This window comes from Moorena producens PAL-8-15-08-1 (assembly GCF_001767235.1).
In the GTDB taxonomy this organism is placed as follows: Bacteria; Cyanobacteriota; Cyanobacteriia; order Cyanobacteriales; family Coleofasciculaceae; genus Moorena; species Moorena producens_A.
This window is the reverse complement of the sequence record NZ_CP017599.1, coordinates 5,325,329-5,351,380: the sequence shown is the minus strand read 5'-3', so window position 1 is coordinate 5,351,380 and position 26,052 is coordinate 5,325,329. Positions and strand designations below refer to the sequence as shown.

Below are 26,052 nucleotides of genomic sequence, written 5' to 3'. Positions count from 1 at the left end.
ATTGTGAAGACGGCAGCTGAATTGTGAAAACTGTCGGTTGAATTGTGAAAGTAACAACTTGTTCGCCCTTGGTGCTTGGTGTAGGGAAGGTTGAAGGTTTAAGGTTGTTCGCGTAGCGTGGCCAAAGGCCAAGGTTGAAAGTTTAAGGTTGACTGTCAAGCAGACTTAGCACTCAAACTCAGCAGTCACAATTGATGGAGATGTTCACAAAGCTAAGCTGGCAAACTACTATAGGAATCCTAAATCAATGGTGACAATTTTTGATGCCATATTCCCTACTCCCTACTCCCTACTCCCTACTCCCTACTCCCTTCAAAGTCAAATTCCAGACCAAATTGTACCATTCTGGATTGATATAGAGCATCAAAACTACTAGTCTCTTCTGAAGAAAAGTGGTTTTTCCAATCTCCTACAATTCCTTTGCGCATATGTTTGGGGATACCTTCTCGCTGAGGAACCCAATCCAGATTAGCTTTGGGATTGATTGCCATTGCCGAAAAGTCACTAGCAGCAACCACAGTATCTAATAAATCGGACGTTAAAGGAATATCGATAAAGCTAGCAACATCGGTAACGACTTGAGCTAAATTCTTTTTCATGTCTTCGTACTTGACAAACATGACATTATCTGAATGTTGGCTCGCTTTCCACCAGTCGAATACATGATCAAATATTGAGCCATAGGCGACCTTACCTTCACGATATAGCTGAATAAATTCGCTCCAACTACCCTCGTATCCCATTTTGCTCAATGCATGATAATAATAGGAGACAGCATTATCCTTAGGATTGCGAGCAACATAAATATACTTTGCTTTAGTTTTGCCAAACATTGGCATCAGAGACAAGGGTAAATGAGTGTGAAAGTAACGGCGATCGCCAGAAGTTTTAATCAGATTCTCTAAACCTCCATAACGAGTTGCTGCACCTTCTAACCAAGGAACTGCTTCACTCAATACTTTGTCGCCCTGCTCTCCATTTAAGCCAAGCAAGTGAACAATCTGCTCCATCCATGTTGTCCCAGATTTAGGATAGGCGACAACAAAGGTATCCCGATCCCCCACTCTAAAGTCTTTAAGGGCATCCATTTCCTTCTGGGTAATGAAAGCTGGAAAGACAATTAGACCTTCTGGATTCTTACCGTCTTTAACCAGTGCTTGCTTATAGTCTGCCATGGATTACAGGCTCTTCCGTACTTGTTATGCTAAATAAACAGTATTTCACAGCGGATCACCGGAACAGTGGTCAGAGGCCGTATTCAGAAAATTTTGTGAGTTGAACAGCCTAATTGTACCTGTACAGTAAGCTTTCTGAGTTTTTTGACTGTAAATTTAGCATAAAATGTACTGAAGACCCCGGATTTCTCACAAGAATCTAATAAGCAGGAAGCCCCGCGTCTAAAGACCGGGTCAGAAGCTACCCCAGCGAGCAATCCCTCGCTGGGGCAGCCTTTATGGTTGGTCGGCTATGGGTAAAAGGGTTAAAACTTTGAGGCGCTTTCCATCGGCGAATTTAATTCGCCGATGGAAAGCGCGCCTCCATGATTAAGGCTGCCTTATTTTAAGGTTTCGTCTCCGGGAGGAATGCTCACAGTGGCTTTAGCCACTTGTATCTTTTATTTGACTTTTGATCCAACGCTCTACAAACTCACCTACGCTAACTCCAGCCTCTTTAGCTGAAAGTTGTAACCACTTCCAAGAAGTGCCTGTGAGCATTATATTGTGGGGCTTCTTTAACTCATCATGTAAGACGGGAATGCCCTTCATCCTTTTTTGTGATTTTTTTTGAGATTGACTTGACATTGCTAGATATTGCGCATATACTAAAAACATGATAGCAAAAAGGTCGAAGTTGTCAAATGGTTAAGAGAAAGGCACAAATAGGAGTACAGCAAATTTTGCTACATCCTGACACAGAGACAGAAGCAATCCTAAACTACCTTTGCCAGCAGTCAGGGAAACTTTACAACATGGGACTGTATTTAACTCGTCAGTTATTTTTCAAGACCGGCAAGATATTGACTGGGAAATTTGACTTGTGTTACGAAGAAAGTATAAGTAAATCATTAATAGCTAAGTCGCTTCCTTCTACTCCGGCTCAACAGACTTTATACAGTGTGATAGAAGCCTTTAAGTCCTACAAGAGTCTCAGAGATATTTGGTACAAAGGTCAATTGTCCTATAAGCCTTCCCCTCCGAAATACTTAAAAGGGTCTAAGCTGTTTAAAGTTGCCTATCCTAATTCTGGGGGACAAAAACCAAAGATAAAAAATGGAAAGCTTGTTTTTTCTCTTGGCTTAACCGTAAAACGCTGGTTTGGAGTAAAAAACTTCTCTTTACCCTTTCCTAGCAACTTGGAAGGAAGAAAAATCAAAGAGTGGACTATTCTCCCGAAAAATGGTGCCTTTTACTTGGAAGTGTCCTATGAGATTCCAAATCAGACCCCAGTCACTCAAAACGCCAACGAAGCATTAAGCATAGACCTTGGGACTTCTAGTAACTTAGCTGCTTGCGTTGACACCTTAGGGAATTCGTTTTTGATCGATTCTCGTGCAATGAAATCCTATAACCAGCATTGGAACAAGCAGGTTGCTACTAGAAAAGAAGGGAAGCCGCAGGGATATTGGGACAAGTGGCTCGACCAAGTTACCAGGAAGCGAAACCATCGAGTTCGGGATGGAATCAACAAAGCTGCCCGACTAATCATTAACCACTGTCTAAAACACGGGATTGGAACGATCGTATTGGGCTGGAACGAAGGATTTAAGACCAGCGCAAATATGGGAAAGATCAATAATCAAAAATTTGTACAGATCCCATTAGGTAAACTAAAAGATCGATTATCTCAACTTTGCGATTTATACAAGATTAAATTAGTACTAACTGAAGAAGCTTATACTAGCAAAGCTTCGTACCTAGATGGAGACTCCCTACCTATGTTTGGCAGTAAGCCAGCCGGGTGGAAAGCATCGGGACGAAGGATTAAGCGCGGTTTGTACAAATCCGCAAGCAACTCGATCGTAAATGCAGACTTGAACGGCAGTGCAAATATACTGCGAAAAGTAGCCAGAAACCTAGGCTTAGACTTAGGCAGACTGGGTAGGCGGCCTTTGACGACCGCAGCGAGGATTAGACTTTGGGCGCAAGCTCGCGTCTACCCTGTCCGCAGAATCCCCGCGTCTAAAGACCGGGGAGTGTCAAAAATTTAGCGATCGCATAAGCGCGGAAGCTGAGGCCTTTCGGCCACGCTTTGCGTTCGCGTAGCGGAGGCCGTAGGCCACGCTAAAAGCGAACGGCTTTGCCGAAACGCTTCATCGGCGTTCGCGTTCGCGCAGCGTCGCCTACGGCGAAAGCGTGGCCAAAGGCCTAAGCCGCGCCAAAGGCGATTAGCCCGAAGGGCGTTGGCTAGGGAACGCAAACGCTATAACTGGTTTACTCATTGTTGTTACTGTACCTCATGAGTCCTAGAAACGCTAGATCAGGATTAATTTTGACAATTACGGAAAAAATCTAATGACAAATTATGTTTATATAGCAACAAGCTTAGATGGATTTATCGCTACAAGTGATGGCGAATTAGATTGGTTAGAAGAAATACCTAACCCAGAACAAAGTGATTATGGATATGCTGAGTTTATGAAAAGCATAGATGCCATAGTGATAGGAAGAAAAACCTTTGATAAAGTTTTGAGTTTTGGTCAATGGGTTTATCATAAACCCGTTTTTTTATTAAGCAATAGCTTAACGAAACTTCCAGAAGAAAATTTTGGTAAAGCAGAAATTGTTAGTGGAGATATAAAAAAAATAATTAATCAGTTGAATCAAAAGGGATATACAAATCTTTACATAGATGGAGGTAGAGTAATACAAAGTTTTCTTCAAGAAGACCTTGTTGATGAAATGATTATTACTCGCGTTCCAATTCTTTTGGGAAAAGGCGTTCCTTTATTTGGGACCCTAGAACAACATCTTAAATTCCGACACAAAAAAACTGAAATATATAATGATACTTTGGTTAAAAGCTACTATATAAGAGACACAAACCGGGGAGATAACAGATAACCTGGTTTGTTAACTGACTACGGATTCTGCAATTAGTCCAATGAAACTTAGACAATCGTTTATCTGGGGAATTTCTTTGGGATTGCTTGCCCTTTTGGGAATTACTTGGCTGATTATCAATCAAGACAATCCTCTCGACCAGTTACGGGAAACAAAAAATTGTCAAAACTGTAATTTAGCAGGCCTAGAACTTTCCAGATATGATTTAAAAGGAGCGAATCTGGAAAAGGCTAATTTAGAAGGGGCTAACTTAGCGGGAGCGAATCTAGAAAAAGCGAATTTGGTAGGGGTAAACTTAGAGGGAGCTAACCTAGAAAACGCTAACCTAAAAAAAGCTAACTTCAGTGGGGCTAATCTCCGTAGAGCTAACCTGAAAAAAGCTGACCTTATTTGGACCAACTTCACAGAAGCTAACTTAGAACAAGCTAATCTCCAACAAGCAAACTTATCAAATATTTTTGCCAAAGCAATTAAGCTCGAAAGAGCTAACCTCAGGGAAGCTAATTTATCAAAAGCCAATCTGGTAGGGATTAATCTGAGTGGAGTTAACCTAGAAAAAGCGAATCTCCAAGAAGCAAGACTGGCTGAGTTGAATACAAGTGCTTCATTGCCATTCGATCACTATTTAATAAGTGCCAATCTCAGGGGGGCTAACTTGATGGGAGCGAATCTTGAACGGGCTGACTTGAGGGGAATTGACTTCTCCGATGCCAACCTCTCCGACGCTAGCCTCAAGGGAGCACAACTAGACTATACCTTGGATCTTACTGATTGGGATTCTCCCAACAAAGTTTACCGTGCCAACCTCAAGGGGGCGAACTTAAGCAATACGATCATGCCCGATGGTAGTATCCATCAATAGGCGATTGAATACTCGGCTCTGGTAACTTTCAGATCTTGGGAATAAATCGGGCGTTGCTTAATAATGAAATTATTTTAAGAGTGAGGTGGAATTGGCATCAGGCATGGAACTGGCATCAGGCATGGAAGCGATGCAGCAAGGGAACAGGGGGTTTCCCCCATGAGCGACTGCATCAAGACACTGGCATCTTGCCAGTTTCCTGCTTATTTTCGGGCGGGCAGGATGCCGGTACTGGTTCCGTCGAATGTGAAGGCTAAAAGCCTTGCAGGTCATGAAATAGGGGCATGCTGGAGTTAACAGAAGCTTTTACAGCAATGGTGGTTGTATGATCGAACTATTTTCCCACCCATGTCCTGGATGTGGAAGTGAGATGGAGACTTGGTATATTGGGAATGGGATTTAGTTAAGGTTCGAGATGCAGCTGTGACCGATGATGTGCTGGAGTTTATGGCAACTCGGTTACAGAAGTTTTCCATTAAATAGAATCAAAGATCAATTTATCAAAAAATACTTATAATTCGGGTAGTTGATTTTTATATAGGTAAGTTGAAGTGAAGCTTTCAGAGAAAGAAACTATTAAAAATATTCACCTTTTAGCATTCGGTGAAAAAGAAGGAGAGGAGGTCGCTAAACTTGCAGAAGATTTTCTTGCTCTGCCAGAAAGCATTTCAATCAATGTAAAGCGTGATGACATGATTGTAGGAAATGTGATGTTTACACCATTTTCATTCAAAGATCATCCTGATAAGAAATGTTATCTGTTAGCACCTCTTGGTGTACTACCGAAGTATCAACGTCATGGTCTGGGTAAAGAGTTGATTGAAACGGGTATTAAGTACCTTAAATCCATTGGTACTGATGCTGTCTTCGTATTAGGTGTACCAACATATTATCCACAACATGGATTTGTTCCAACAGATAAACAAACACCATACCCTGATCTACTGACAATACCAGAAGCATGGATGATGCTTGAACTGAATGCGGCATCTACAAGTCATCTTCGTGGTGAAACAATTGCTGTAGAACCAATCATGGATCCTAAGTTTTGGGATACGTCAGGGCGCGGGTAATCGTTAAACTTCTACATTTAAACTCAGTCTACGCAGCTGCGAGCTTGGACGTAAAACCAACACTTATGCGTTCATCTCGCAAAAACATCCATTGAACCCTTGATGTCTACTGGTTAGTACACAACTGTGTGCGAGTTCATTTCACGACGAAGATTGTGCCTGCGGTGAAGTTAGGCATTTTGGAGGTGGGTATCTCTTGGTCCTTTGTTATTCACCATTGGATATGCTCTGTAAACAACTAATGGCAAAACTTTTCGCTTCTCACCGTGAACCAGTGCCAGGATGCCCACTCTACTCCTATTCAATATATTTTGGGGCGGGCAGGATGCCCACTCTACTCCTATTCATTTGAACATTCAGCAACGCCGTGATTTTAGCGATCGCGTTTAGTGATCAAGTTACGATTTACTTTATCGCAACTTCACATAATCTTGCTCTAAGCTTTACATTTATTGACGAAATAATATTCACAATTCATTTAATATTCGTTTAAACAACCCGACAAGCGGTCTGGCGCAGTAGCAAATTGCACAGCTGTGATCAGCTTATGCTGGTGCGCATCACTCAATCCCATCCCCTAAACACAGGATTAAATCCCCATAATTGTTTAGTTTTATTAAGAAAACCCCAAAAAGACGGTTTTTGTTCACCTTTGGTGTAGCCTATCCCTAAGCTCCGGCAAATATTCTGTATAGATTAGCACATTTTGAAATACCGATACGCCATGTTAAGGCAATTATAGGTGGTTGCTCTATATCCAGAAACTAGTCAAGCGCAAATAGTAAATTTAGTGCATTACTAATAAAACTATGAACCAAAACAAGCGTCAGGCATACTGGCGTGCCAACATCGCATTAATTCGGAATCTCCTAATTGTTTGGGCATTCGTATCCGTTGTATGTAGCATTCTGCTAGTAACATTACTAAATAATGTCAGTGTAGGGAATATTCCCCTAGGCTTCTGGATGGCACAACAAGGGAGTATTTTTACCTTTGTCGTCCTAATTTTTATCTACGCTATACAGATGGATAAAATTGACCGTAAATACAAAAAGTAATGTTTACGGTTGGCAAATAAATGGTTTTTATTAACCAAGCAATACTATCAATTATAGTTGTTTATGGTTAGCAATTAATAGTTAAAGTGTAGGAATTTAAGGAAATTATATAGTATTTTAAAATAAAAAAAGACTGTTTTTTCATTACTAACAATCCCTGGATATGGTTTCTCATAGTAATGATGGTCATCGTATTTTTTCCCGATTCCCGATTCCCGATTCCCGATTCCCTGCGCGCAGCGCTATAGCAATTATTCAGACAAGTAAATATCTATGACAGTTGAAGTTTGGACCAGTGTATTGGTCATTATTTCCTTTATTCTCTACCTTTACATTGGTTGGCGCTCTCGGGTGCGCGATAGTAAAGGGTTTTTTGTAGCAGATCAAGGTGTTCCCGCTGTTGCTAATGGTGCTGCTACAGCGGCGGATTGGATGTCTGCTGCTTCCTTTATTTCTATGGCAGGCCTAATCTCTTTCTTAGGATATGATGGCTCAATTTACCTGATGGGCTGGACAGGAGGATATGTCCTACTAGCGCTATTGTTAGCCCCTTACCTGCGGAAGTTTGGAAAATACACAGTACCGGACTTTGTAGGAGACCGCTATTACTCGAATATTGCTCGGTTGGTAGCAGTAGTTGCTGCTATTTTTGTCTCCTTAACCTATGTCGCAGGACAGATGCGAGGGGTAGGTATTGTATTTAGCCGCTTTCTGCAAGTCGATATCGGTCAGGGTGTAGTGATTGGCATGGTGATTGTGGCATTTTTTGCCGTGCTGGGGGGGATGAAAGGAATTACCTGGACTCAAGTAGCCCAGTATGGCGTGTTGATTGTGGCTTACCTGATTCCAGCGATTGCGATCGCAACTCTACTGACCGACAACCCGATTCCCCAGCTAGGATTCACCTTTAGTGATATTATCCCGAAGCTCAATCAAATTCAGGTAGATCTAGGTTTCCAGGAATACACTAAACCCTTTGCCAACAAGTCCATGGTGGATGTCTTATTTATCACCATCGCCTTGATGGTCGGTACTGCTGGACTTCCCCATGTGATTGTACGCTTTTACACCGTACGCAATGCTAGAGCTGCTCGTTATTCCGCTGGCTGGGCACTATTATTCATTGCCATACTCTACACCACAGCTCCCGCCGTTGCTGCCTTTGCCCGCTATAACCTAATTGATAGCCTCCATAACCATACCATTGAGGAAGTGCGTCAGCTAGACTGGGCAACGAAATGGGAAAATACTGGTTTATTGGCGTTTGACGATAAAAACGGCAATGGCAAGATTGAGCTGAAACCGGACAAAGAGACCAATGAAATTAAGATTGACCGAGATATCATTGTACTCTCCACACCAGAGGTAGCCAAACTTGCTCCCTGGGTGATTGCCCTAGTAGCAGCAGGAGGACTAGCCGCCGCTCTATCCACTGCATCAGGATTACTGCTAGTGATTTCTAGCTCAATCGCCCACGATGTCTACTACCGCATCATTAATCCTAGGGCATCGGAGTCCCAACGATTGATGGTAGGTCGAATAATGGTAATTGCTGCCATTGCCATTGCCGGTTACTTTGGTATCAATCCCCCTGGATTTGTAGCCCAAGTGGTAGCATTTGCCTTTGGCTTAGCCGCTGCCAGCTTTTTTCCAGTGATTCTGCTAGGGGTATTTGATAAGCGAACCAACCGAGAAGGGGCAATTGCTGGCATGGTGGTAGGGTTAATTTTTACCACCGTTTACATCATTGGGGTGAAGTTCTATAGTATGACACCCTGGTTTTTCGGTATTTCCCCTGAGGGGATTGGTACCGTAGGGATGGTGCTTAATTTCATCGTGACTGTAGTGGTTTCTCGCCTGACACCCCCACCTCCAGCAGAAATTCAAGAGATGGTGGAAATGTTGCGAACACCCGGTGATCAGCCCCCAGCCCTTCACGATCTCGGTGAAGAGGAGTTGGATTGATCAAGGTTGAAAGTTGAAAGTTGAAAGTTGAAGGTTGAAGGTTGAAGGTTGAAGGTTATGGGGTTTAAGGTTATGGGGTTGTTTGCGTAGGGTGGCCTATTGGCCAAGGTTGTTCGCCTTTGGCGTCCGGTTTAGGGTTAGTTATTGGTTATTGGTCTTCCATAGCTCGATTTTAGGACGATAGTTGAAACTAAACTAGCCCTTACTCAGTAACATCTAACCGTCTAAGCTTGGCCTATTGGCCACGCTTCGCGAACAACCGTCTAACCTTGGCCTATTGGCCACGCTTCGCGAACAACCGTCTAACCTTGGCCTATTGGCCACGCTTCGCGAACAACCGTCTAAGCTTGGCCTATTGGCCACGCTTCGCGAACAACCGTCTAACCTTGGCCTATTGGCCACGCTTCGCGAACAACCATCTAACCTTGGCCTATTGGCCACGCTTCGCGAACAACCATCTAACCTTGGCCTATTGGCCACGCTTCGCGAACAACCATCTAACCCTCAACCGTACCTCAAATCTTCAACTAATTCAGCTGTTTTCTCTGTAGACTATTTGCTAGGCACTCAACATGCAAATGGAAGTCTATGCTACGCCTTAAAATCTCCTTAGCTAATTTACTGCTGATTGTTGCTACTAGCTTGACAATCGTCCTGCTATGGCAACTGAGAGCTTTGCTAGTAGTACTGATGATTGCAGTAGTGCTCGCGTCTACTCTAGCACCAATTATTGATAGTGCTGAAAAGTTAAGGATTCCCCGCTGGCTAGCGGTTATTCTGGTTTATTTAGGCTTAATCGCTGGTTTGACAGGGATCGGCTTAGTGATTGGACCAACAGTAGCTCAGCAAATTCAGCGTTTATTTCGGAAACTGCCAACGTATTTGGAGGTTTTAACCTCTTTGTTAGATGCTTTAGCGATTCGCCTAGGGATGACTGAACTAGCTCTGAGTAAAATGTTTGATGCTGGCACCGTTACCTCTTGGGTGATTCGTTCGTCTCAACAGTTGCTAGTGCAGTCCTATGGATTGACACGGAATCTTATTGCTGGAGTGTTTACCGTAATTCTGGCAACACTGCTGTCTGGTTATATGTTATCTGGCTCTGAACAATTGATTAAAGGGGGGGTAAGTTTGTTTCCCAAACCCTGGGATGAAAAATTGGCAGCCCAGGTCAAGCCAGTCAGCCAACGGATGGGGGGTTACATCCAGGGGCGAGTGGTGGTTTCAGGAATTTTAGGCATGGCGATTACTGTTGGTTTAAAATTTTTGGGACTGTCAGAGTTTGCCTTGGGTTTGGGTGTGATTGCTGGAGTAACCAATTTGATTCCCTTCTTTGGTCCGGTCTTGGGAGCAATTCCAGCATTGATTGTGGCAATTGCTCAAGGGGGATGGACTTTCTCCTGGGTATTGCTACTATTTGTGATTATTCAGAATCTGGAAACCTATATTCTTGACCCCCTACTGGTGGGGTCTTCTGTTAGAATTCACCCCTTATATCAGTTGTTGGCAGTGCTAGGTGGTGCAAAGGTTTTGGGGATTCTTGGTGCTTTGATTGTTCCACCTTGGGTAGCTGGTGCAGCTCTGGTACTAAAAAATTTGTACTTGAAGCCGAAACTGGAGGCGGAACAAAATGCTGCTGCTATCTCGGCAGCTTCTGAAGCAGACGCCTCGAATGCTCTTTCTTTCAACGGATAGTATGGTCACTATACATTGAGAGATCAGCTTTCAGCAATTAGCTTTCAGCAATTAGCTTTCAGCTTTGAGCCCCTAAAGATGACTGCTGATTGCTGATTATGAAATTGTACTGAATCCTTAATAGATAATACTCAGCAAATTACTAATTACCAATTACCCATTAACTGTCTTCAGTAATGCTACAGAGGCACTAAAGTTAACACTAAAGTACAGTTAACACTAGGCTCCCCTTTCTTTGGCTTCCTATTAGAAGGGTCTAAAGCCTCCTGGCTCTCAACTGGAATATTTTTGGTAGCTAATGAATCCCTTCTTTCGCTGCCGATATTGGCTGAGGCAAGTGATCTTGGTAGTAATTGGAGCGATCGCGATCGCTTTCCTGATTGCAGCTGCGCCAATTGTGGCTCAGGACAATCTAAATCGGGTAACTATTTTCCTGGATGGGCGTCCCCTGTTTGAGGTAGCACCGGCTGGGTCGTTAACTGCTCAACAACGGGCTGATTACGCCAGTGATACCCTCAAGCAAATCATCGAGACAGCACCACCAACCGTAGACGTAGAAATCGCTGGGACTGAAAAGTTACCAGTGATTAAGGTAAATGGTAGCTACTTGCTATCAGTAACCACCTATGATACTCTAACCGGAAGAAGTCCCAAGGAACAAGCCCAATTTTGGCAAAGACTGCTACAGAATGCCATGAAACGGGCTTTTCTCGAACGTACCCAGGACTATATCCTGCAAGGGGTATTCCTATCCGTTGGATTTGGGTTATGGGGAATCATCTCTAGTTGGGGATTAGGCTGGCTGTGGGATCACCGGATGAAATGGCTGTTTCACAAAAAGGTAACTAAGTTAACCCATCGACACCGTCACCAACCCGCCTTAAGTGGTGAAATTGCAGCGGGGACTCTCATACTCCTGTTCCGGGTCACTATCCTAGTATTTACCCTGATTTATACTAGTAACCTATTTCCCCAAACTCGCCAGTTGAGTCGTCAAGTTAACGATACATTTGTTCAAAGCTTGACGTGGGAAATCATTTGGGTGGGAGATAAACCCTATTCTGTCTTAGGCTTATTAACCTTGATTGGGTTATTTGCTGCTCTGATAGTCCTAGCCAAGGTAGTAAAAAAAGTTTTGCGATCGCGGATTCTTCGCCTCACCAATCTCAGCCGCCCTGCCCAGGAAACTATTGCTCTGATTACCCATTATTCCATACTCTTTATCGGTGTTATTGTCCTATTGCAGTTGTGGGGAATCGACTTTAGTTCTCTAGCCGTATTTTTCGGAGTCTTGGGTGTGGGGATTGGCTTGGGAATCCAGGGAATTGCTAAGGAATTTGTCAGCGGTTTGGTACTCATTTTTGAGCGTCCGATTCAAGTCGGGGACTTTGTGAATGTTGGGGAACTGATGGGAACAGTAGAAAATATCGGTATTCGCAGTACAGAAATCCTGACTTTGGATCAAGTCTCAATCATTATCCCCAATTCTCGCTTTCTGGAAGCTGAAGTGGTCAACTGGACTCACAATAATCCAGTATCCCGGTTAAAATTACCCGTAGGGGTGGCCTACGGTTCAGATCCAATTAAAGTCCGTAGTGCTCTGATTGAAGCAGCTTCTCAACATCCAGAAATCTTAGATCAACCAGCCCCTAATGTATTTTTTATTGGATTTGGGGAAAATGCCCTCAAGTTTGAGTTGTTGGTTTGGATTAAAGACCCTCCCAAGCAGTTCCAAATCAAGAGTGAGCTTTACTTTCTGATTGAAGAAATACTACGTCATTACCATGTTGATATTCCCTTTCCTAAGCTAGATTTGCACGTCCGTTCTGGTAATTTTCCTGTAGACGTTTCACACCAGTTAATTGAGTCTCTAACTCAGCTATCTCAGGAATTGACTCAGTGGATGGCTAGACAATCCGATGGTACTAGTCACCATGGTACTAGTCACCATGGTACTAGTCACAATAATGTTCAAATAAATAATACTTCAGATAATAATTGATAGTTAAGGTAATAGGGAAATTAATATCAGGCCAAGGACTAATATTGACAAACAACTTATCAGGTTATTTTCAAGTTCATCACTGATACCAAATCCGGTTTATAAAAGCTTATAAAATTTAGTCATAAGTTAACCATGGTCAGCTAAATAAGCTTTTTTGGGCATTTGACATTTTGATTTTGTATTGAGTATATTATAACCGGATTTGGTATTAATCAGGGTTTAAAGGATTCTTACAACAGCTCAAGCTTAGCGTACGTTTTCGTACAGAAACTACAGATCGCCGATTACTTATTACTTGATTAATAATCCTCCCCAAGCAAGTAATAGAGAAAAAAAGATCGCAGCGATCGCCTGTATACTTAACAGCAATAAGGCAAATCGAAGAGACTGTTCTCGCGTAATAGTTAACAGAGTAACTAAACAAGGTAGCAATACTCCTGCTAGATACACCCCAGTCAAAACCTGCAATGGAGTTAACATAGCCAAGGTTTCTGGTTCGGCAAATAATAGCAGTCCATCTTTGCGAATAGAAGCTAAAACAATAGGCAATGAGGCTTCAGGGGGTAAATTAAACCATCCCATCAAAGGGTTAATAATATTGGCTAAAGCTGGGATCGTTCCTAACCAATTCAACACAGAAGCAATAACGGTAATAACTAAAAAGATGGGAATTGCATTGAACAAAAATTGATTAATAGTTGACTTAGCTTCGCGCCAAATTACTGACGAATGAGGAAATTCTAAAAATGCTCTTCCTTCGATTACTAGGGGATTCTGATTCGATTTAGCTGTAGGGGAAGAAATGATGTAGGTATATATCAAGGTGGTTGCGGTTAGATACAGCAGGTAAGGAATTATCAAGTAAGGTAACTTAGCAGCACTAAACACCCCTAAAGTTGCGCCCAACTGATAAGAACAAGCGGAACCAAAAGCGATCGCCGAAATACAAGTTCCTCTAGAACAACTAGAACAGGCACGGGTGCTAATCACCGCAGGAACATTACACCCCATACCCATAATTACTCGTACTAAATCCCGTCCCGATAACCCAAACGGACGGAGTAAAGGATCGAGAGCAATGGTAATTCGTTCGATTAACCCACTAGCTTTATATGCGCCCAAGAATAGGGCATAGAGAATTACTGTGGGCATCGCCCAAATAAACAGCAACGGACTCATAGTTATCAGTCCATACTGACCTATCAGTATTTCTCTTAACCAGATTGGGAGTTGGGATAAAGGCTCAAGAAGGGGAGCGATCGCACCTTGTACTATAGGATCTGCTAAAGTCGCAAAGAAGTTAGCACCCCAGACAGCAATAATCGCAGGAATAAGTAATAAAGCGATCGCCAATAACCAGCCTAGTCGAGGATGTTCTAACAGCGTTGGTTGGGGTTGAATATACCAGCCAGCCCTTGTAGGAATCCATTGCGCGGGAAAAGGATGAGGTTCTTGCAGAGAAGCCAAAATATAGTCTTTTTGTTCTGTAGTAATGTGGCGGGCATCTACAGTGACAATGCTCAGGTTAGAAGTTTCCTTCCATTCCCGAACCACTTGTTGAGGAGGACACGGGGTCTGGGGTTGCCCCAGACCCGTGAGATGTCCGTTATGAACCGTCGAGAATACCTTATCCCAGAAAGTAATCACCACAATGCCCCTTTTATCTGCTACTAAAGGTAGTAGATCTGCTAAATCTCGATCTACTTCGGTTGCCTTGACTATCAATAGCACGGTGTCATTTTCTTGTAGCTGTCTTAAAGCTTTCTTAGTAGTTACGCTGTCGGAACGATAGAGAATTCCAGGAGTATCGATAAAGGTATAGGCTTCAGATTGATAAGTGTCACAAGTCACTGTAGAACCGCGAAAATTGGCACTATGGGCAGTCTGTCCTGTAAGAGAAGCAATTAGTTGGGACTTGCCCGTACTCTCTTTACCAATAACCACAATACAATCGCGCTCTAATTTTGACGGCGTAAAAATATTCACTTTACTTTTCAACAAACACAATCGTTATTACAGCAAGAAAGGTCATCTAGAAACAAACCTTCTCGGCGATAGGCTTCCAAGGTCGTTGGATCGATTCCCAGACGTTGAGCGATCGCATTACCGACTACAGCAAATCGCTGCCGAAATTTGTAAATAAAGCAAAAAATCAACTCTCCGTGACGCACCGAAGGACCGACGACAAATAATCCTGGAGTTAGGGTAGATTCATCTTCTTCAGTCAGGGCTGCATAGCCATTTGACCAGTCAAATAGAGGTGCGATTTGTTTTAAACTGCTGTTAAATCCCGTACAGAGAATTGGCGGTGTGGAACTAAACCACTGTTCGTACTCGCTCTCCACCACATATCCTTTTTTTACTGCTTTGACTGCTTCAATGTTCTGTTCTCCAATTAGTTCGACCCGACCCATAGAATAAGCTCTTTCTAAACGTTTTAGACTATAAGGAGACAGAGAAACACTAGGATCTGAGTCTAAGTTTAACCAGCTACTCTGGCGATCGATTAACTTTACTTTTTTCCCTAATGCTGCCAAATTTGACGCTGCATCTACACCGCTTTCATAGCCTCCCACAACTACAAATTCTTTCCCCTTAAGCTCTGTCCAAGAACGTATTTTGGAATTATGAATGCAGAATTCTGCTCCTGGAAACGGATTAAGATTGGGATATTGAAACTCTCCTGCTGCCCAAATCACAAACTGCGATCTCAGCGAAGCTGAGGCACTGCGTGAACGCAACTCGCCTTTAGAAGTTTCCAAGACAAAGCCTTTGCCTTGAGGTAAAGCTGCAATAGTTTTCACATTTGTCTCGGTTTTTATAGGTAGTTGAAAATGCTCTGCTACAGTCTCCAAATATAGGGCATATTCTTTCCCCGAAAGATGTTCCTTTCTGAAACGGAGGGCAGGAGAAGTATTTAAAACTACTGCGTTGAGATCCAGCAATCCAAAACCATGACTGGGAAACGACGGCGTAATGAATCGCATTTCTTCAGCCCAACGCCTAAAAGAAGCCCCTACTTGATGTCGTTCTAAAATGACAAAGTTTTCAATTCCTAAATATTTTAAGACTACTGCACAGCCAATTCCAGCAGCCCCAGCCCCCACAATTACAACTTCAAAACGATCGTTAGTTTTGTTCACCAGCAGACAATCTCGAATAGATACTTTATGAAAAGTATAATCATTCTATAAAAAAAAAGCTAGCTTTCTAACAAACAATATTGGTGAGGCAGTGGTAAACCATGATTGACATCCTCCCACCGCTAAACTCCTTACGTCGCTATAGGGCGTTGCGAGAGCAAATGGACAAAAAACAACCCTGGACGTATAATTAGAATAATCAAACTAAATACTCCAGAACTGAACTAAGCGTATAAGTGGACTTATATCAAATCCCTTTGTCAAAACCCTTTTATAAAAATCGACGGACCAAATCTTTGTATTCCAGGAATCTATGGCTATGCAGATAAGGGGGGTTTGGGAACAGGATTTGGTATTAGACGGCTATTGCTATATGCGTTCGCCTAGCAGCTCGTACCGAGCATCGCGTTTTCTATTGTGCTGCCAACGGCACCTTTTACACCTCTTCCGGATCAATCCCCAGCTGTCGCAGACGTTCTGCTAATCTCGCTGCCTGCTGTTTAGCCATTTCTTTTTCCTGGCGTTCAAGTTGAGCTTCTTGCTCAGCCTCCTGCAATTGCTGCTGAACCAACTCCTTTTGTTGCTGAGCCTGCTGCAACTGTTGCTGAGTCTGCTGCAACTGGTCTTGAGCCTGTTGAGCCTGTTCAGACCCTGTGGGAATCCAGTTTCCTAATTCATCATACCAGCGTAACCATTTACCATTCACCTCTTGGTATGACCCAGACCATACTCCTAGGCCCAGTCCTAATTCTGGGAGCCAGAATCTTTCGGTGTCCAAGCTTACCTGTTTATAGTTTAATCCTTTCAACTCAAAAATTCTTAACTCATTGGTGTATCGGCTAAACACCACATAATAAGGAATACGAAGGATACGTTCATAAACCTCCCACTTACTTGGAGGTTGATCGATATCCCGTAGGGTTTGCCCTAAATCTTCTGATTCCGTCGTTGGAGAGAGCAACTCCACTACGATAAATGGACTCACCCCTTCCTGCCACATCACATAACTCAACCGTAAGTCTCGCTGTTCATAAAACCGAGACACCCCAACTACTCCAAACCAATCCGGTCGCTTGTACCATTGAGGATGACGCACATCATAGTACAGATTTAAGTCAGTCCCCACAAATATCTGATCCCTTGGGTAACTCGGTGGGCAGAACGTCTCCCGTAATAGCTGAGGTTGAAAATCGTGAAACTCGTCTGGCAAACCTGGTTCCTCTGGATCTTCACTAGGGAGATCATACATTGTCGGTAGGGTTTCCTTCGCCGGACGAGGGGGGTCAGTTTGATACATAACAGACAATGGGATCAACTAGTTTTAGGGTAGCAAGACGTTTCAAAGCGTGATTAACTTATTAAGATTGCCAAAGTTTCAGATACGTTGAGCAGTCAGTAATGGTGCTACGCCCATGCTGTTCTTGTCATCAGCTATTAGTTGCAAGGGCAACAGAACCAGACTGACCATAAAAAGCTGACCGCTCAAGGTATAACATGCTCCCACCTGCGCGCTACCTAATTTTTAACTGGCACCTACACCCACCGCCGTTTTGTCGGATGTGGTTTGAGCAGGACTTTCGTCAGCCATACTCACCCCTTTTCCCTTCTGCCGCCACAGTGATGTACAGATAATCTTCGAGCGATCGCAACGATCGACATATTTAGCCGCAATCTCGATTACCTCTTGCATCAGACCCTTAACCAAGGTGGTTGGTTCCAGACCCATTTCCAAGAAACATTTATTCTCCACAGCCAGTTCATTTTCCGCTGATTCGTTTCTCGGGTTCTCTAGATAGGCAATTTCCGCCCCAGTGATATCAGAGACAATCTTGGCCAAATCCCGCACCCGATGGGTTTCGGTCATCTGATTCAAGATTTTCACCCTGTCCCCAGAAGCCGGAGGATTTGCGATCGCTAACTCTATACACCGCACTGTATCTTGAATATGGATAAATGCCCTGGTTTGACCCCCTGTTCCATGTACCGTCAATGGATGACCAATCGCTGACTGCATCAGGAACCGATTTAGGACTGTACCATAGTCTCCATCGTAATCAAAGCGATTAATTAGCCGTTCATCCAGCTTTGTCTGCTTGGTCTGAGTTCCCCAAACAATCCCCTGATGCAGGTCAGTTATCCGTACCCCATCATTCTTGTTGTAGTAAGAGAAAAACAGCTGGTCTTGAGTTTTGGTCATGTGATAGATACTGCCCGGATTGGCTGGGTACAAGATTTGCTGCTGTACCATTTTTCCCTCATCCGTAGTCACCTGGATATCTAAATACCCTTCCGGAATCTTCATCCCAGCAGTACCATAACCATAGACTCCCATGGTTCCTAAATGAACCACGTGTATATCCAAACCCGACTCCACAATCGCAGCTAGCAGATTATTGGTCGCATTCAAGTTATTATCTACCGTGTAGCGCTTATGGCTAGATGACTTCATCGAATAAGGTGCAGCCCGCTGTTCGGCAAAATGAATCACCACATCCGGTTGATAGGTCAGGAATAGATTGAGTAAGCGATCATAGTCTTTCGCTACATTGAAGTTATAGAACTGGATTTGTTTGCCAGAAACCTCACGCCATGTCTTCAGACGAGTGGACATGGGCTGGTAAGGTGTTAAGGAACTCACTTCCAACTCATTATCAATGTTGCGTCGTGACAAGTTATCAACAATTACAATGTCATGACCACTATCAGATAGATGGAGAGCTGTGGGCCAACCACAAAATCCGTCACCGCCTAAAACTACAACTTTTTTCATGATCAATCTCCTGGTTGTTTCCTTACATGGTCTTTTTTGGTTGAATCGTCAGCGAGCTGCGACTATAGCATCCTGCTTTGGGAATTAACCGAGAACCAATCGAGAACCGATATATTTCCATCACCGGACTTCGTCGAGCTACGCTAACATCACCTGATCACCCCAGTGTTACGATTACAGCAATCAGTTTTTTAGATGAAATCTAGTTCAGGGTATCGATCCATGATTTCCGATACCTCTTCCCTTTCAGAAGTCTTCTGATTTAGGATTTCCTTGAAGAAACGAACATAAGTGCTATAGACTTGGGTCGATCCGTCCTCATGATCAACAATGAAGAAAGGGGCTGCTTCTACCCCGTGCTTTATAGCTAGATCTAGTCCTTCGCTAGATGGCTCACGCTCATCAGCCACCACAATCTGGTCTATTCGACCCATCAGTCCTTTTTTTTCAAGTTTTTCTACCACATTGACGCACTTGCGACAGAAATTACCGTCCTTGTTGATTTTTTTTACTAACGTGATTTTCATTCTGTAGTATTCAATACTGAGTTGTTTTTCAAAAGCGTAATAAAGAAATTATCACAACCCACTCCCCACTTCTACCTAAAAATTAGGATTTCAACCGCAACAAGCTTGATTGTGCCGCAACGCTTAAGTACCTGAACTGAAATTTTTTACCTAGTCTGTTTATTTCCGTCAGGGTTGCTTAAACCCTTACTGTTTGGTGTTCCTTCTTCGTCATTACCTGTTCTGTAGTGTTGTGTAAGCCACACTCTTTTTCTTTCTGCCCTTCCCACCACCAGCGACCTTCCCGTTCATGCTGATTGGGGAGAGTTGGGCGGGTACAGGGTTCGCAGCCAATGCTAACGAAACCTTTAGCGTGCAATTGATTGTAAGGCACATCATTAGTGCGGATGTATTTCCACACCTGTTCAGAACTCCAGTTAGCTAGGGGGTTAAATTTAATCAGGGTTCGTTCTTGGGTTGAGAACGCCTGGTCTACCTGGACAACAGGGATATTAGCGCGAGTACTAGGACTCTGGTCCTTGCGCTGACCCGTAATCCAAGCATCCAGCTTAGCCAGTTGGCGACGCAAGGGAGCCACTTTGCGAATACCACAGCACTCTTTGTGACCATCCTGGTAGAAACTGAACAACCCCTTTTGTTTAACCAGTGCTTCCACTGCATCCGCGTCCGGTAGAATCACTTCTAGTGGAATTCCATAGTGTTGTCTGACTTTCTCAAGTAGTTGGTAAGTCTCGGAGTGCAAGCGACCCGTGTCGAGGGAAAACACTTTCACATCTGGCTTAATCTTGGATGCCATATCCACAAGAACCACATCCTCCGCACCACTGAAAGAGATAGCGATGTTGTCAAATTTGTCAAGAGCCAGTTTCAGGATTTCCTGAGGACTCTTGTGGGCGTATTCGGATTCCAAATAAACAACATCCAGTTCAAACATGAACATCTCCTTACTATATGACAAAAGTGGTTGGACTTGCTGATTATACGACACCATCGATACCTTTATCCATCGTCAGCCTTCAGCTTTCAGCTCATGTAATCCAACCCTTCGGAAGTTTGACCATAGTTAAGAAATTATATATAGCGCTTCCACTGCTGAAGTACATCGGAGTTAATATACTTATAGCGCTTTCCAACCTGCCCTAATTAGAAACCGCTATAAGCGATGCAACGCCGCCAAAGGGGAAAGGTTAAAGGGTCAAAAAAACCCCACCGATAGGTAGGATGGGGATTTTTTGACAGATTTGCCATTAACGATTTGCCATGGTTTTCCTATAGAACTTGTGCCCTCAGCCAGGCTATCGGTAACGATAACATCTTACGGAGTTTGGGTACATAGGCTCTTTGGCTAAACACATCGTAATGGTTGTGTTCAATCACATTGAGAATTTTCTGATAGAGCATCAACGCAGACCAAACCGGCCAACGGGCATCACGGCTTAGGGCTCTAATACCTCTTTCTGCTTTGGTATAGTAATCCCTTGCCCGTTGAATTTGGAAACGCATCAGTTCCTGCCAACGGTCATCAACCACACCTTTGAACAAATCGTCCTCAGTGTAATTAAACCGTTCCATATCTTCTAAGGGTATGTAAATACGACCTCGTCTAGCATCCTCTCCAATATCTCGGAGGATGTTAGTTAGCTGATTGGCAATTCCTAATGCGATCGCTTCTCCCACCGGATTATAGGAGTTTGTTTGCTGATCCCAGGGTGCTTTACTAGTGGAGTTGTCAACCCCCAGTACAGAACTAGACATTAACCCCACCGTACCCGCCACCCGATAACAGTAAAGATTCAGTTCATCAAAGGTTTCATAGCGACTACGGTAGAGATCCATCTGCTGACCGGCAATCATATCCTTAAAGGGTTGAATATCGATTGGAAAGCGTTCTAGGGTATCGACCAAAGCCACATCATAGTCATCGATGGGATGTCCGGCAAATATAGATTCCAGATGTTCTTCCCACTGATCTAGGGTTTCAGGAGTGGTTAAAGCCGCCTGGGGACCATCGACTAGTTCATCAGTTCGTCTGCACCAGACGTATATTGCCCAGATGGCTCGACGTTTGGCTTCTGGCATTAGTAGGGTGCCAAGATAAAACGTCTTAGAGTACTTCGCCGTAATCTGGCGGCATAATTCGTAGGATTTTGACCGGGAGGCCAGGTTTCTCATGGGCTGAGATTTGGGCAGTTGGAGCATTCTTAGCAACGTTGGAGATTGGAAGCTTTCAACTTTCATCCTTCAGCCCTCAGTACTGGCCCTTGGCATGGGTGAAGAGACTAACGGGGTGTCAATCTCTGCTTTCTGATTGCCGGCTAGTGGTTGAGCGCTGGTTTTTGAAAGCCTAGTGCTGTTGTTATTTATTGCCTGCGATGTCAGCTTACCAGAAAGTACGGCTCCTTCCATACTTGCTAGGTATCGTTGCATAGTGTAATCCCCGCTTAGGAAGAAATTGGCAATGGGTGTTTCTTGGGACGGACGGTGGTTTTGGCGTCCTGGGGTTGCTTTATATACCGAACGGGGAGTCTTAACCACGTGGTATTTTAGCAGTTGAGCTGAGTTATCACTACCAAAATGCTTGGGGAACAGTTTCTCCAGTTCTGCTAGGGTGGCATTCACAATTTCGAGATCGGATTTGCCAATCCAATCTTTAGCAGGTGCTAAGACCAATTCCAACATTGAGCGATCAGGATTGGCGTACTCTTTACAGGTATTGCTCATGTCAGCATAGACACTAAGCAGGGGTGATCGGGAAAATAACAGATGGTCAATATCCGTCAGTTTGCGGTCAAACCACATCTGCAGGTTAATGACCGGTACCCCCTCTAGCCCATCCAGCTGTTTAAAGAATTCCATTTCACCCCAAGGTGTGGGTATCATCAGCTTTAAAGGGTCTACCGGCATAGCTGATACATAAGCATCCGCTGTGAGAACTTGATCGGGCGCTCCATTCAATCCCCGGATCAACAATCCACTGACACTGTTGTCTGAATTGAGTAAAAATTCTTTAACTGGGGCATTCAAGCGTACTTCTCCCCCTCCCTGTGTGATATAATCAACAATGGGTTGGCAGAGTCGCTCGGTGGGAGAACCATCCAAAAATGCCATCTTGGAACCGTTCTTTTCCTGTAGGAAGCGGTTAAGAGCAGTTAGGATTACAGTGGACGAAATTTCATCAGGCCCAATAAAGTTTAATGCCTTAGACATGGCGATGAAGACTTCCTTCTCTACTCGCGGTGGTACGTTCTGTTTTTTCAACCATTCCGAGAAGGAGTATTTGTCCATTTGTTCGACATACTTTTGCCCTTGAAGCATGGCCGGAATCAACCCTATCCCAAAGCGAATCTTCTCTGGCCAGGTCAGCATGTCATTATTGCGCAGAATTGCCACAATCCCATTGACGGGAGCTGGTATATCCGGGAAGTCAAACCGGGAATAAGTTCCGGGTTGATTTGGCTGATTAAAGATCATGGTGTGCTCTTTCCACTGCAGCCGGTCTTCAATACCCAGTTCTTTAATTAGCTGCAGCATATTGGGATAGGCACCAAAAAATATATGGAGACCAGTTTCATACCAGTCTCCATCTTGATCTTTCCAGGCTGCCACTTTACCGCCTAAAACATTTCGTCGTTCTAGGACAATCGGGGTGTGACCAGCGTCGATTAGATATTTAGCACAGGAAAGCCCTGCTAGTCCGGCTCCAGCGATCGCAACTCGCATGTGATGGTAATACTGTAAATTTTTCGCTTAGGGGTGTTCTTCTCATTATACTTTGCATTTCGTTACATTTTACATCTTCCAGGTTTTTCTGAGGGGTGGAAAGAGGGGGAAGTCCGGGACGAACGAAATTCTTTGGTCTGATGGCATTTTTCTGGCCTACTGTAATACTCTTTCTGCAACCATGGCATGCTCCCCCCTGTTCACTCAGGTTAACTAAAACCCTAGCGCTAGTTTAAAGCACACGGAAAATAAATGGGTAGCGGTAGGATACATTGGGATCCCCAAGAATCTTGAGAATTGCCATAATCGGCAGTACCAAACTTAAAATAACTAATAAACCTAGGAAAGGCCAACCAATCAGGATAATAGTCAAAAACCCAAAAATTACCTCATATAGCCAGACATTAAAGTGAAAATTAAGGGACTCTTTGGCATTATCTTTGACTACTTGGTCATCGGAGATTAACAAGATAGCCAAGGGAATTAACACGGAGATAAATGAGGCACTAATGAAAATTGCTCCGTGACATAATGCTGATAACAGCTTGCGCTTGTCTGGGTCATAGTTGATGTTATTTTTTTGGTCATACACCATAGCTTAACTCCTTAATTTAGATAATATATTGAATTTTTACTTACCAGTATTTTAGCGTTTATAACGCTAGACTATAGGTCGTAAATTCCGTCAAAAATTAGGGATGATATCACGACATTGATGAGTTTAATTACTAGAGTTATGGCAGAAGTAGGGAAAATAAAATGGAAAAACAGGAATAGGGAAATTGGCTTGCTGGTTAGGTCTTTAAGAAAGATGTGAGTGTGTGGTGACCGGGTGGGTCGTGGGTCGCATAGAGAAATATACCTATTGGTTGTTAACAATTATCATTGTCTTGATGCAGCGCGGTCATGGGGAAACCCCCGCGTGAAGGTAATGGTGCGCTTTCATGTGTATAACCTCAGGTTAAGTCCCAGGTTTGACCCTGAACTAAAAAAATATACCCCTCTCAGGTAGGAAGTAGGGAATAGGGAAACAAATCTGTGTAGGTCATTACTATCAGAAACGCTATAATATATAGAGAGTTGTGTAAGAATTAAGCGAAAGTCCCCTATCTAGTCTTTTTGGATGTCCACTGAACTTGAAGCAGAATTGCTCAACGCTGTTGAACACCGCCGTAACTTTGCGATTATTTCCCACCCGGACGCGGGTAAAACCACATTGACAGAAAAATTGTTACTCTATGGTGGAGCAATTCACGAAGCCGGAGCAGTGAAGGCACGGCGAGCTCAGCGCAAGGCAACCTCGGACTGGATGGAAATGGAGCAACAACGGGGAATTTCGATTACCTCGACGGTGTTGCAGTTTGCCTATCTCGACTGTCAGATTAATTTACTCGACACACCCGGACACCAAGATTTCAGTGAGGATACCTATCGCACTCTGGCAGCAGCTGATAATGCGGTGATGCTGATTGATGCGGCAAAGGGTCTAGAGCCCCAAACCCGCAAATTGTTTGAAGTGTGCAAAATGCGATCGCTTCCTATATTTACCTTTGTTAATAAGCTTGACCGTCCCGCACGAGAACCCCTAGAACTCCTCGATGAGATTGAACAGGAGCTGGGGTTACAAACCTATGGGGTCAACTGGCCGATTGGCATGGGCGATCGCTTTAAAGGAGTGTTTGACCGCCGAAGACAACAAATTCACTTGTTTGAACGCACCGCTCACGGGTCCCGGGAGGCGAAGAATACGGTAGTAGATTTGGGAGACCCCCAGATTGAGCAGCTCCTAGAACAAGACTTATATTATCAACTAAAGGAAGAGTTAGAAATTCTCGATGGTGTTGGTCCAGACTTGGATTTAGAACTGATTCATTCCGGTCAAATGACCCCTGTGTTCTTTGGCAGTGCCATGACTAATTTTGGGGTGCAGCTGTTTCTAGATGCTTTTTTGGACTATGCCCTGAAACCAGAATCTCGTAAATCCACAGTAGGCGATATTCCTCCAACTTATCCAGACTTTAGTGGCTTTGTGTTCAAGCTGCAAGCCAATATGGACCCCAAGCACCGGGATAGGGTGGCCTTTGTGCGGGTGTGTACGGGTAAGTTTGAAAAGGATATGACAGTCAGCCATGCTCGTACTGGTAAAACCGTCCGTTTGTCAAGACCCCAAAAGCTGTTTGCTCAAGACCGAGAATCCATTGATGTTGCCTATGCCGGGGATGTGATTGGTTTGAATAATCCCGGGGTGTTTGCGATTGGGGATACGATTTACAACGGTAAAAAGTTGGAGTATGAAGGGATTCCTTGCTTTTCCCCAGAGTTATTTGCTTATTTGAAGAATCCTAACCCCTCTAAGTTTAAGCAGTTCCAGAAAGGAGTCAAAGAGTTGCGGGAAGAAGGGGCTGTGCAAATTATGTACTCCGTTGATGAGTCGAAGCGCGACCCAATTCTGGCAGCAGTGGGACAGTTGCAATTTGAAGTAGTGCAGTTTCGCCTCAGAAATGAGTATGGCGTAGAGACTAGGTTGGATATGTTGCCCTATAGTGTGGCTCGTTGGGTAGCCGGTGGCTGGGAAGCCTTGGAAAAAGCTGGGCGTTTGTTTAATACCGTGACAGTCAAAGATAATTGGGGACGTCCAGTGCTATTGTTTAAGAATCAGTGGAATTTGCAGCAAGTCGCAGGAGACCATCCAGAGTTGGATTTGAATTCTAGCGCCCCTGTGGTGTCTGGCTCTCAACCAAAGTCTACCTAGCATCATTGTGTTGGTATCGCTATATTTTGATCAAATATAGCGATAGAGTAAAAAACGAGAATTGCTGAGCAAATGATTAGCAATGCGTTCGCGTAGCGTGGCCGTAGGCCAATCGCTTAATTTTTCTCAATCCTATCGATAGCGTAAAATTTCAGAGCGGTAACACTCTCATCAGCATTGCTATCACCTAATTTAACCAAAACTATAGCGATATACTTATTTGAGACAAAAATATGTTGTCTCACAAATCAAATATTTTAAAAACACATTGCTCCCTACACTTCCCTCTCTTTACCTACTCCCTACTCCCTACTCCCTACTCCCTACTCCCTTGATTCCCTTGACTCCCAATTAAAAACTGTTATAATCCCCCAATAACCTACGATAATCAAGAAACCAAAACTCTTTTCCCTGCGTCTGC

Annotated in this window: 22 protein-coding genes; 11 read left to right on the top strand and 11 right to left on the bottom strand. The window is 43.7% G+C overall.

Annotated elements, in window-relative coordinates; all coding sequences use genetic code 11:
* Positions 1-296: 296 nt before the first annotated feature.
* Together BJP34_RS19525 and BJP34_RS19520 are read right to left on the bottom strand one after the other, a co-directional pair.
* The gene (locus BJP34_RS19525; protein WP_070393776.1) at positions 297-1,175 is read right to left on the bottom strand and encodes a sulfotransferase domain-containing protein; all 879 of its coding nucleotides are present in this window, start codon (positions 1,173-1,175) and stop codon (positions 297-299) included.
* A 423-nt stretch (positions 1,176-1,598) separates the two neighbouring features.
* Positions 1,599-1,802 (bottom strand): hypothetical protein, encoded by a 204-nt coding sequence (locus tag BJP34_RS19520; RefSeq protein ID WP_083305639.1) that lies wholly within the window; start codon positions 1,800-1,802, stop codon positions 1,599-1,601.
* Positions 1,803-1,858: 56 nt separating this feature from the next.
* Between BJP34_RS19520 and BJP34_RS19515 the strand changes: the two genes are divergently transcribed.
* From BJP34_RS19515 to BJP34_RS47670, 9 genes are all read left to right on the top strand, one after another.
* Complete coding sequence (locus BJP34_RS19515) at positions 1,859-3,208, top strand: RNA-guided endonuclease InsQ/TnpB family protein (protein WP_229423936.1); 1,350 nt, start codon at positions 1,859-1,861, stop codon at positions 3,206-3,208.
* 304 nt (positions 3,209-3,512) lie between these two features.
* The gene (locus tag BJP34_RS19510) at positions 3,513-4,061 is read left to right on the top strand and encodes a dihydrofolate reductase family protein (RefSeq protein WP_070393774.1); all 549 of its coding nucleotides are present in this window, start codon (positions 3,513-3,515) and stop codon (positions 4,059-4,061) included.
* A gap of 40 nt (positions 4,062-4,101) precedes the next feature.
* The gene (locus BJP34_RS19505; RefSeq protein ID WP_070393773.1) at positions 4,102-4,923 is read left to right on the top strand and encodes a pentapeptide repeat-containing protein; all 822 of its coding nucleotides are present in this window, start codon (positions 4,102-4,104) and stop codon (positions 4,921-4,923) included.
* Positions 4,924-5,474: 551 nt separating this feature from the next.
* Positions 5,475-5,996, top strand: a complete 522-nt coding sequence (locus tag BJP34_RS19500; protein ID WP_070393772.1) for a GNAT family N-acetyltransferase — start codon at positions 5,475-5,477, stop codon at positions 5,994-5,996.
* Between the two features lie 809 nt (positions 5,997-6,805).
* On the top strand, positions 6,806-7,054 hold the full coding sequence (locus BJP34_RS19495) for a DUF4212 domain-containing protein (RefSeq protein WP_008185921.1): 249 nt from the start codon (positions 6,806-6,808) through the stop codon (positions 7,052-7,054).
* 273 nt (positions 7,055-7,327) lie between these two features.
* Positions 7,328-9,019, top strand: a complete 1,692-nt coding sequence (locus tag BJP34_RS19490; protein ID WP_070393771.1) for a sodium:solute symporter family protein — start codon at positions 7,328-7,330, stop codon at positions 9,017-9,019.
* Between the two features lie 230 nt (positions 9,020-9,249).
* The gene (locus BJP34_RS40255) at positions 9,250-9,570 is read left to right on the top strand and encodes a hypothetical protein (RefSeq protein ID WP_149031062.1); all 321 of its coding nucleotides are present in this window, start codon (positions 9,250-9,252) and stop codon (positions 9,568-9,570) included.
* 37 nt (positions 9,571-9,607) lie between these two features.
* A complete protein-coding gene (locus BJP34_RS19485; protein ID WP_070393770.1) occupies positions 9,608-10,714 on the top strand; it encodes an AI-2E family transporter in 1,107 nt (368 codons plus the stop codon).
* Between the two features lie 298 nt (positions 10,715-11,012).
* A complete protein-coding gene (locus BJP34_RS47670; RefSeq protein WP_070393769.1) occupies positions 11,013-12,716 on the top strand; it encodes a mechanosensitive ion channel family protein in 1,704 nt (567 codons plus the stop codon).
* A 294-nt stretch (positions 12,717-13,010) separates the two neighbouring features.
* Here the strand turns inward: BJP34_RS47670 and BJP34_RS19475 are convergent, their stop codons facing one another.
* The 9 genes from BJP34_RS19475 to BJP34_RS19435 form a co-directional block, all read right to left on the bottom strand.
* Entirely contained in the window at positions 13,011-14,705 is a 1,695-nt protein-coding gene (locus BJP34_RS19475; protein ID WP_070396768.1) for a nucleoside recognition domain-containing protein, read from the bottom strand.
* Between the two features lie 8 nt (positions 14,706-14,713).
* Complete coding sequence (locus BJP34_RS19470; RefSeq protein WP_070393768.1) at positions 14,714-15,862, bottom strand: NAD(P)/FAD-dependent oxidoreductase; 1,149 nt, start codon at positions 15,860-15,862, stop codon at positions 14,714-14,716.
* Positions 15,863-16,298: 436 nt separating this feature from the next.
* Entirely contained in the window at positions 16,299-17,159 is an 861-nt protein-coding gene (locus BJP34_RS19465) for a Uma2 family endonuclease (RefSeq protein ID WP_070393767.1), read from the bottom strand.
* Between the two features lie 225 nt (positions 17,160-17,384).
* Positions 17,385-18,632, bottom strand: coding sequence for an NAD-dependent epimerase/dehydratase family protein (locus BJP34_RS19460; RefSeq protein WP_070393766.1), 1,248 nt, complete (start codon positions 18,630-18,632; stop codon positions 17,385-17,387).
* Between the two features lie 191 nt (positions 18,633-18,823).
* On the bottom strand, positions 18,824-19,159 hold the full coding sequence (locus BJP34_RS19455) for a hypothetical protein (protein ID WP_070393765.1): 336 nt from the start codon (positions 19,157-19,159) through the stop codon (positions 18,824-18,826).
* A gap of 178 nt (positions 19,160-19,337) precedes the next feature.
* Positions 19,338-20,093 carry a phosphoadenylyl-sulfate reductase gene (locus BJP34_RS19450; protein ID WP_193431353.1) on the bottom strand — a complete coding sequence of 252 codons (756 nt, stop codon included), beginning with the start codon at positions 20,091-20,093 and terminating at the stop codon, positions 19,338-19,340.
* A gap of 335 nt (positions 20,094-20,428) precedes the next feature.
* Positions 20,429-21,358 carry a 15-cis-phytoene synthase CrtB gene (gene crtB / locus BJP34_RS19445; RefSeq protein WP_070396766.1) on the bottom strand — a complete coding sequence of 310 codons (930 nt, stop codon included), beginning with the start codon at positions 21,356-21,358 and terminating at the stop codon, positions 20,429-20,431.
* A 42-nt stretch (positions 21,359-21,400) separates the two neighbouring features.
* Positions 21,401-22,879, bottom strand: coding sequence for a 15-cis-phytoene desaturase (pds, locus tag BJP34_RS19440; RefSeq protein WP_070393764.1), 1,479 nt, complete (start codon positions 22,877-22,879; stop codon positions 21,401-21,403).
* 232 nt (positions 22,880-23,111) lie between these two features.
* On the bottom strand, positions 23,112-23,474 hold the full coding sequence (locus BJP34_RS19435) for a DUF4870 domain-containing protein (protein WP_083305262.1): 363 nt from the start codon (positions 23,472-23,474) through the stop codon (positions 23,112-23,114).
* A gap of 528 nt (positions 23,475-24,002) precedes the next feature.
* On the opposite strand from BJP34_RS19435, the gene prfC reads away from it, so the two are divergent.
* Complete coding sequence (gene prfC / locus BJP34_RS19430; RefSeq protein ID WP_070393763.1) at positions 24,003-25,631, top strand: peptide chain release factor 3; 1,629 nt, start codon at positions 24,003-24,005, stop codon at positions 25,629-25,631.
* A 220-nt stretch (positions 25,632-25,851) separates the two neighbouring features.
* On the top strand, positions 25,852-25,986 hold the full coding sequence (locus BJP34_RS49120) for a hypothetical protein (protein ID WP_267876315.1): 135 nt from the start codon (positions 25,852-25,854) through the stop codon (positions 25,984-25,986).
* The last annotated feature ends 66 nt before the right edge of the window (positions 25,987-26,052 follow it).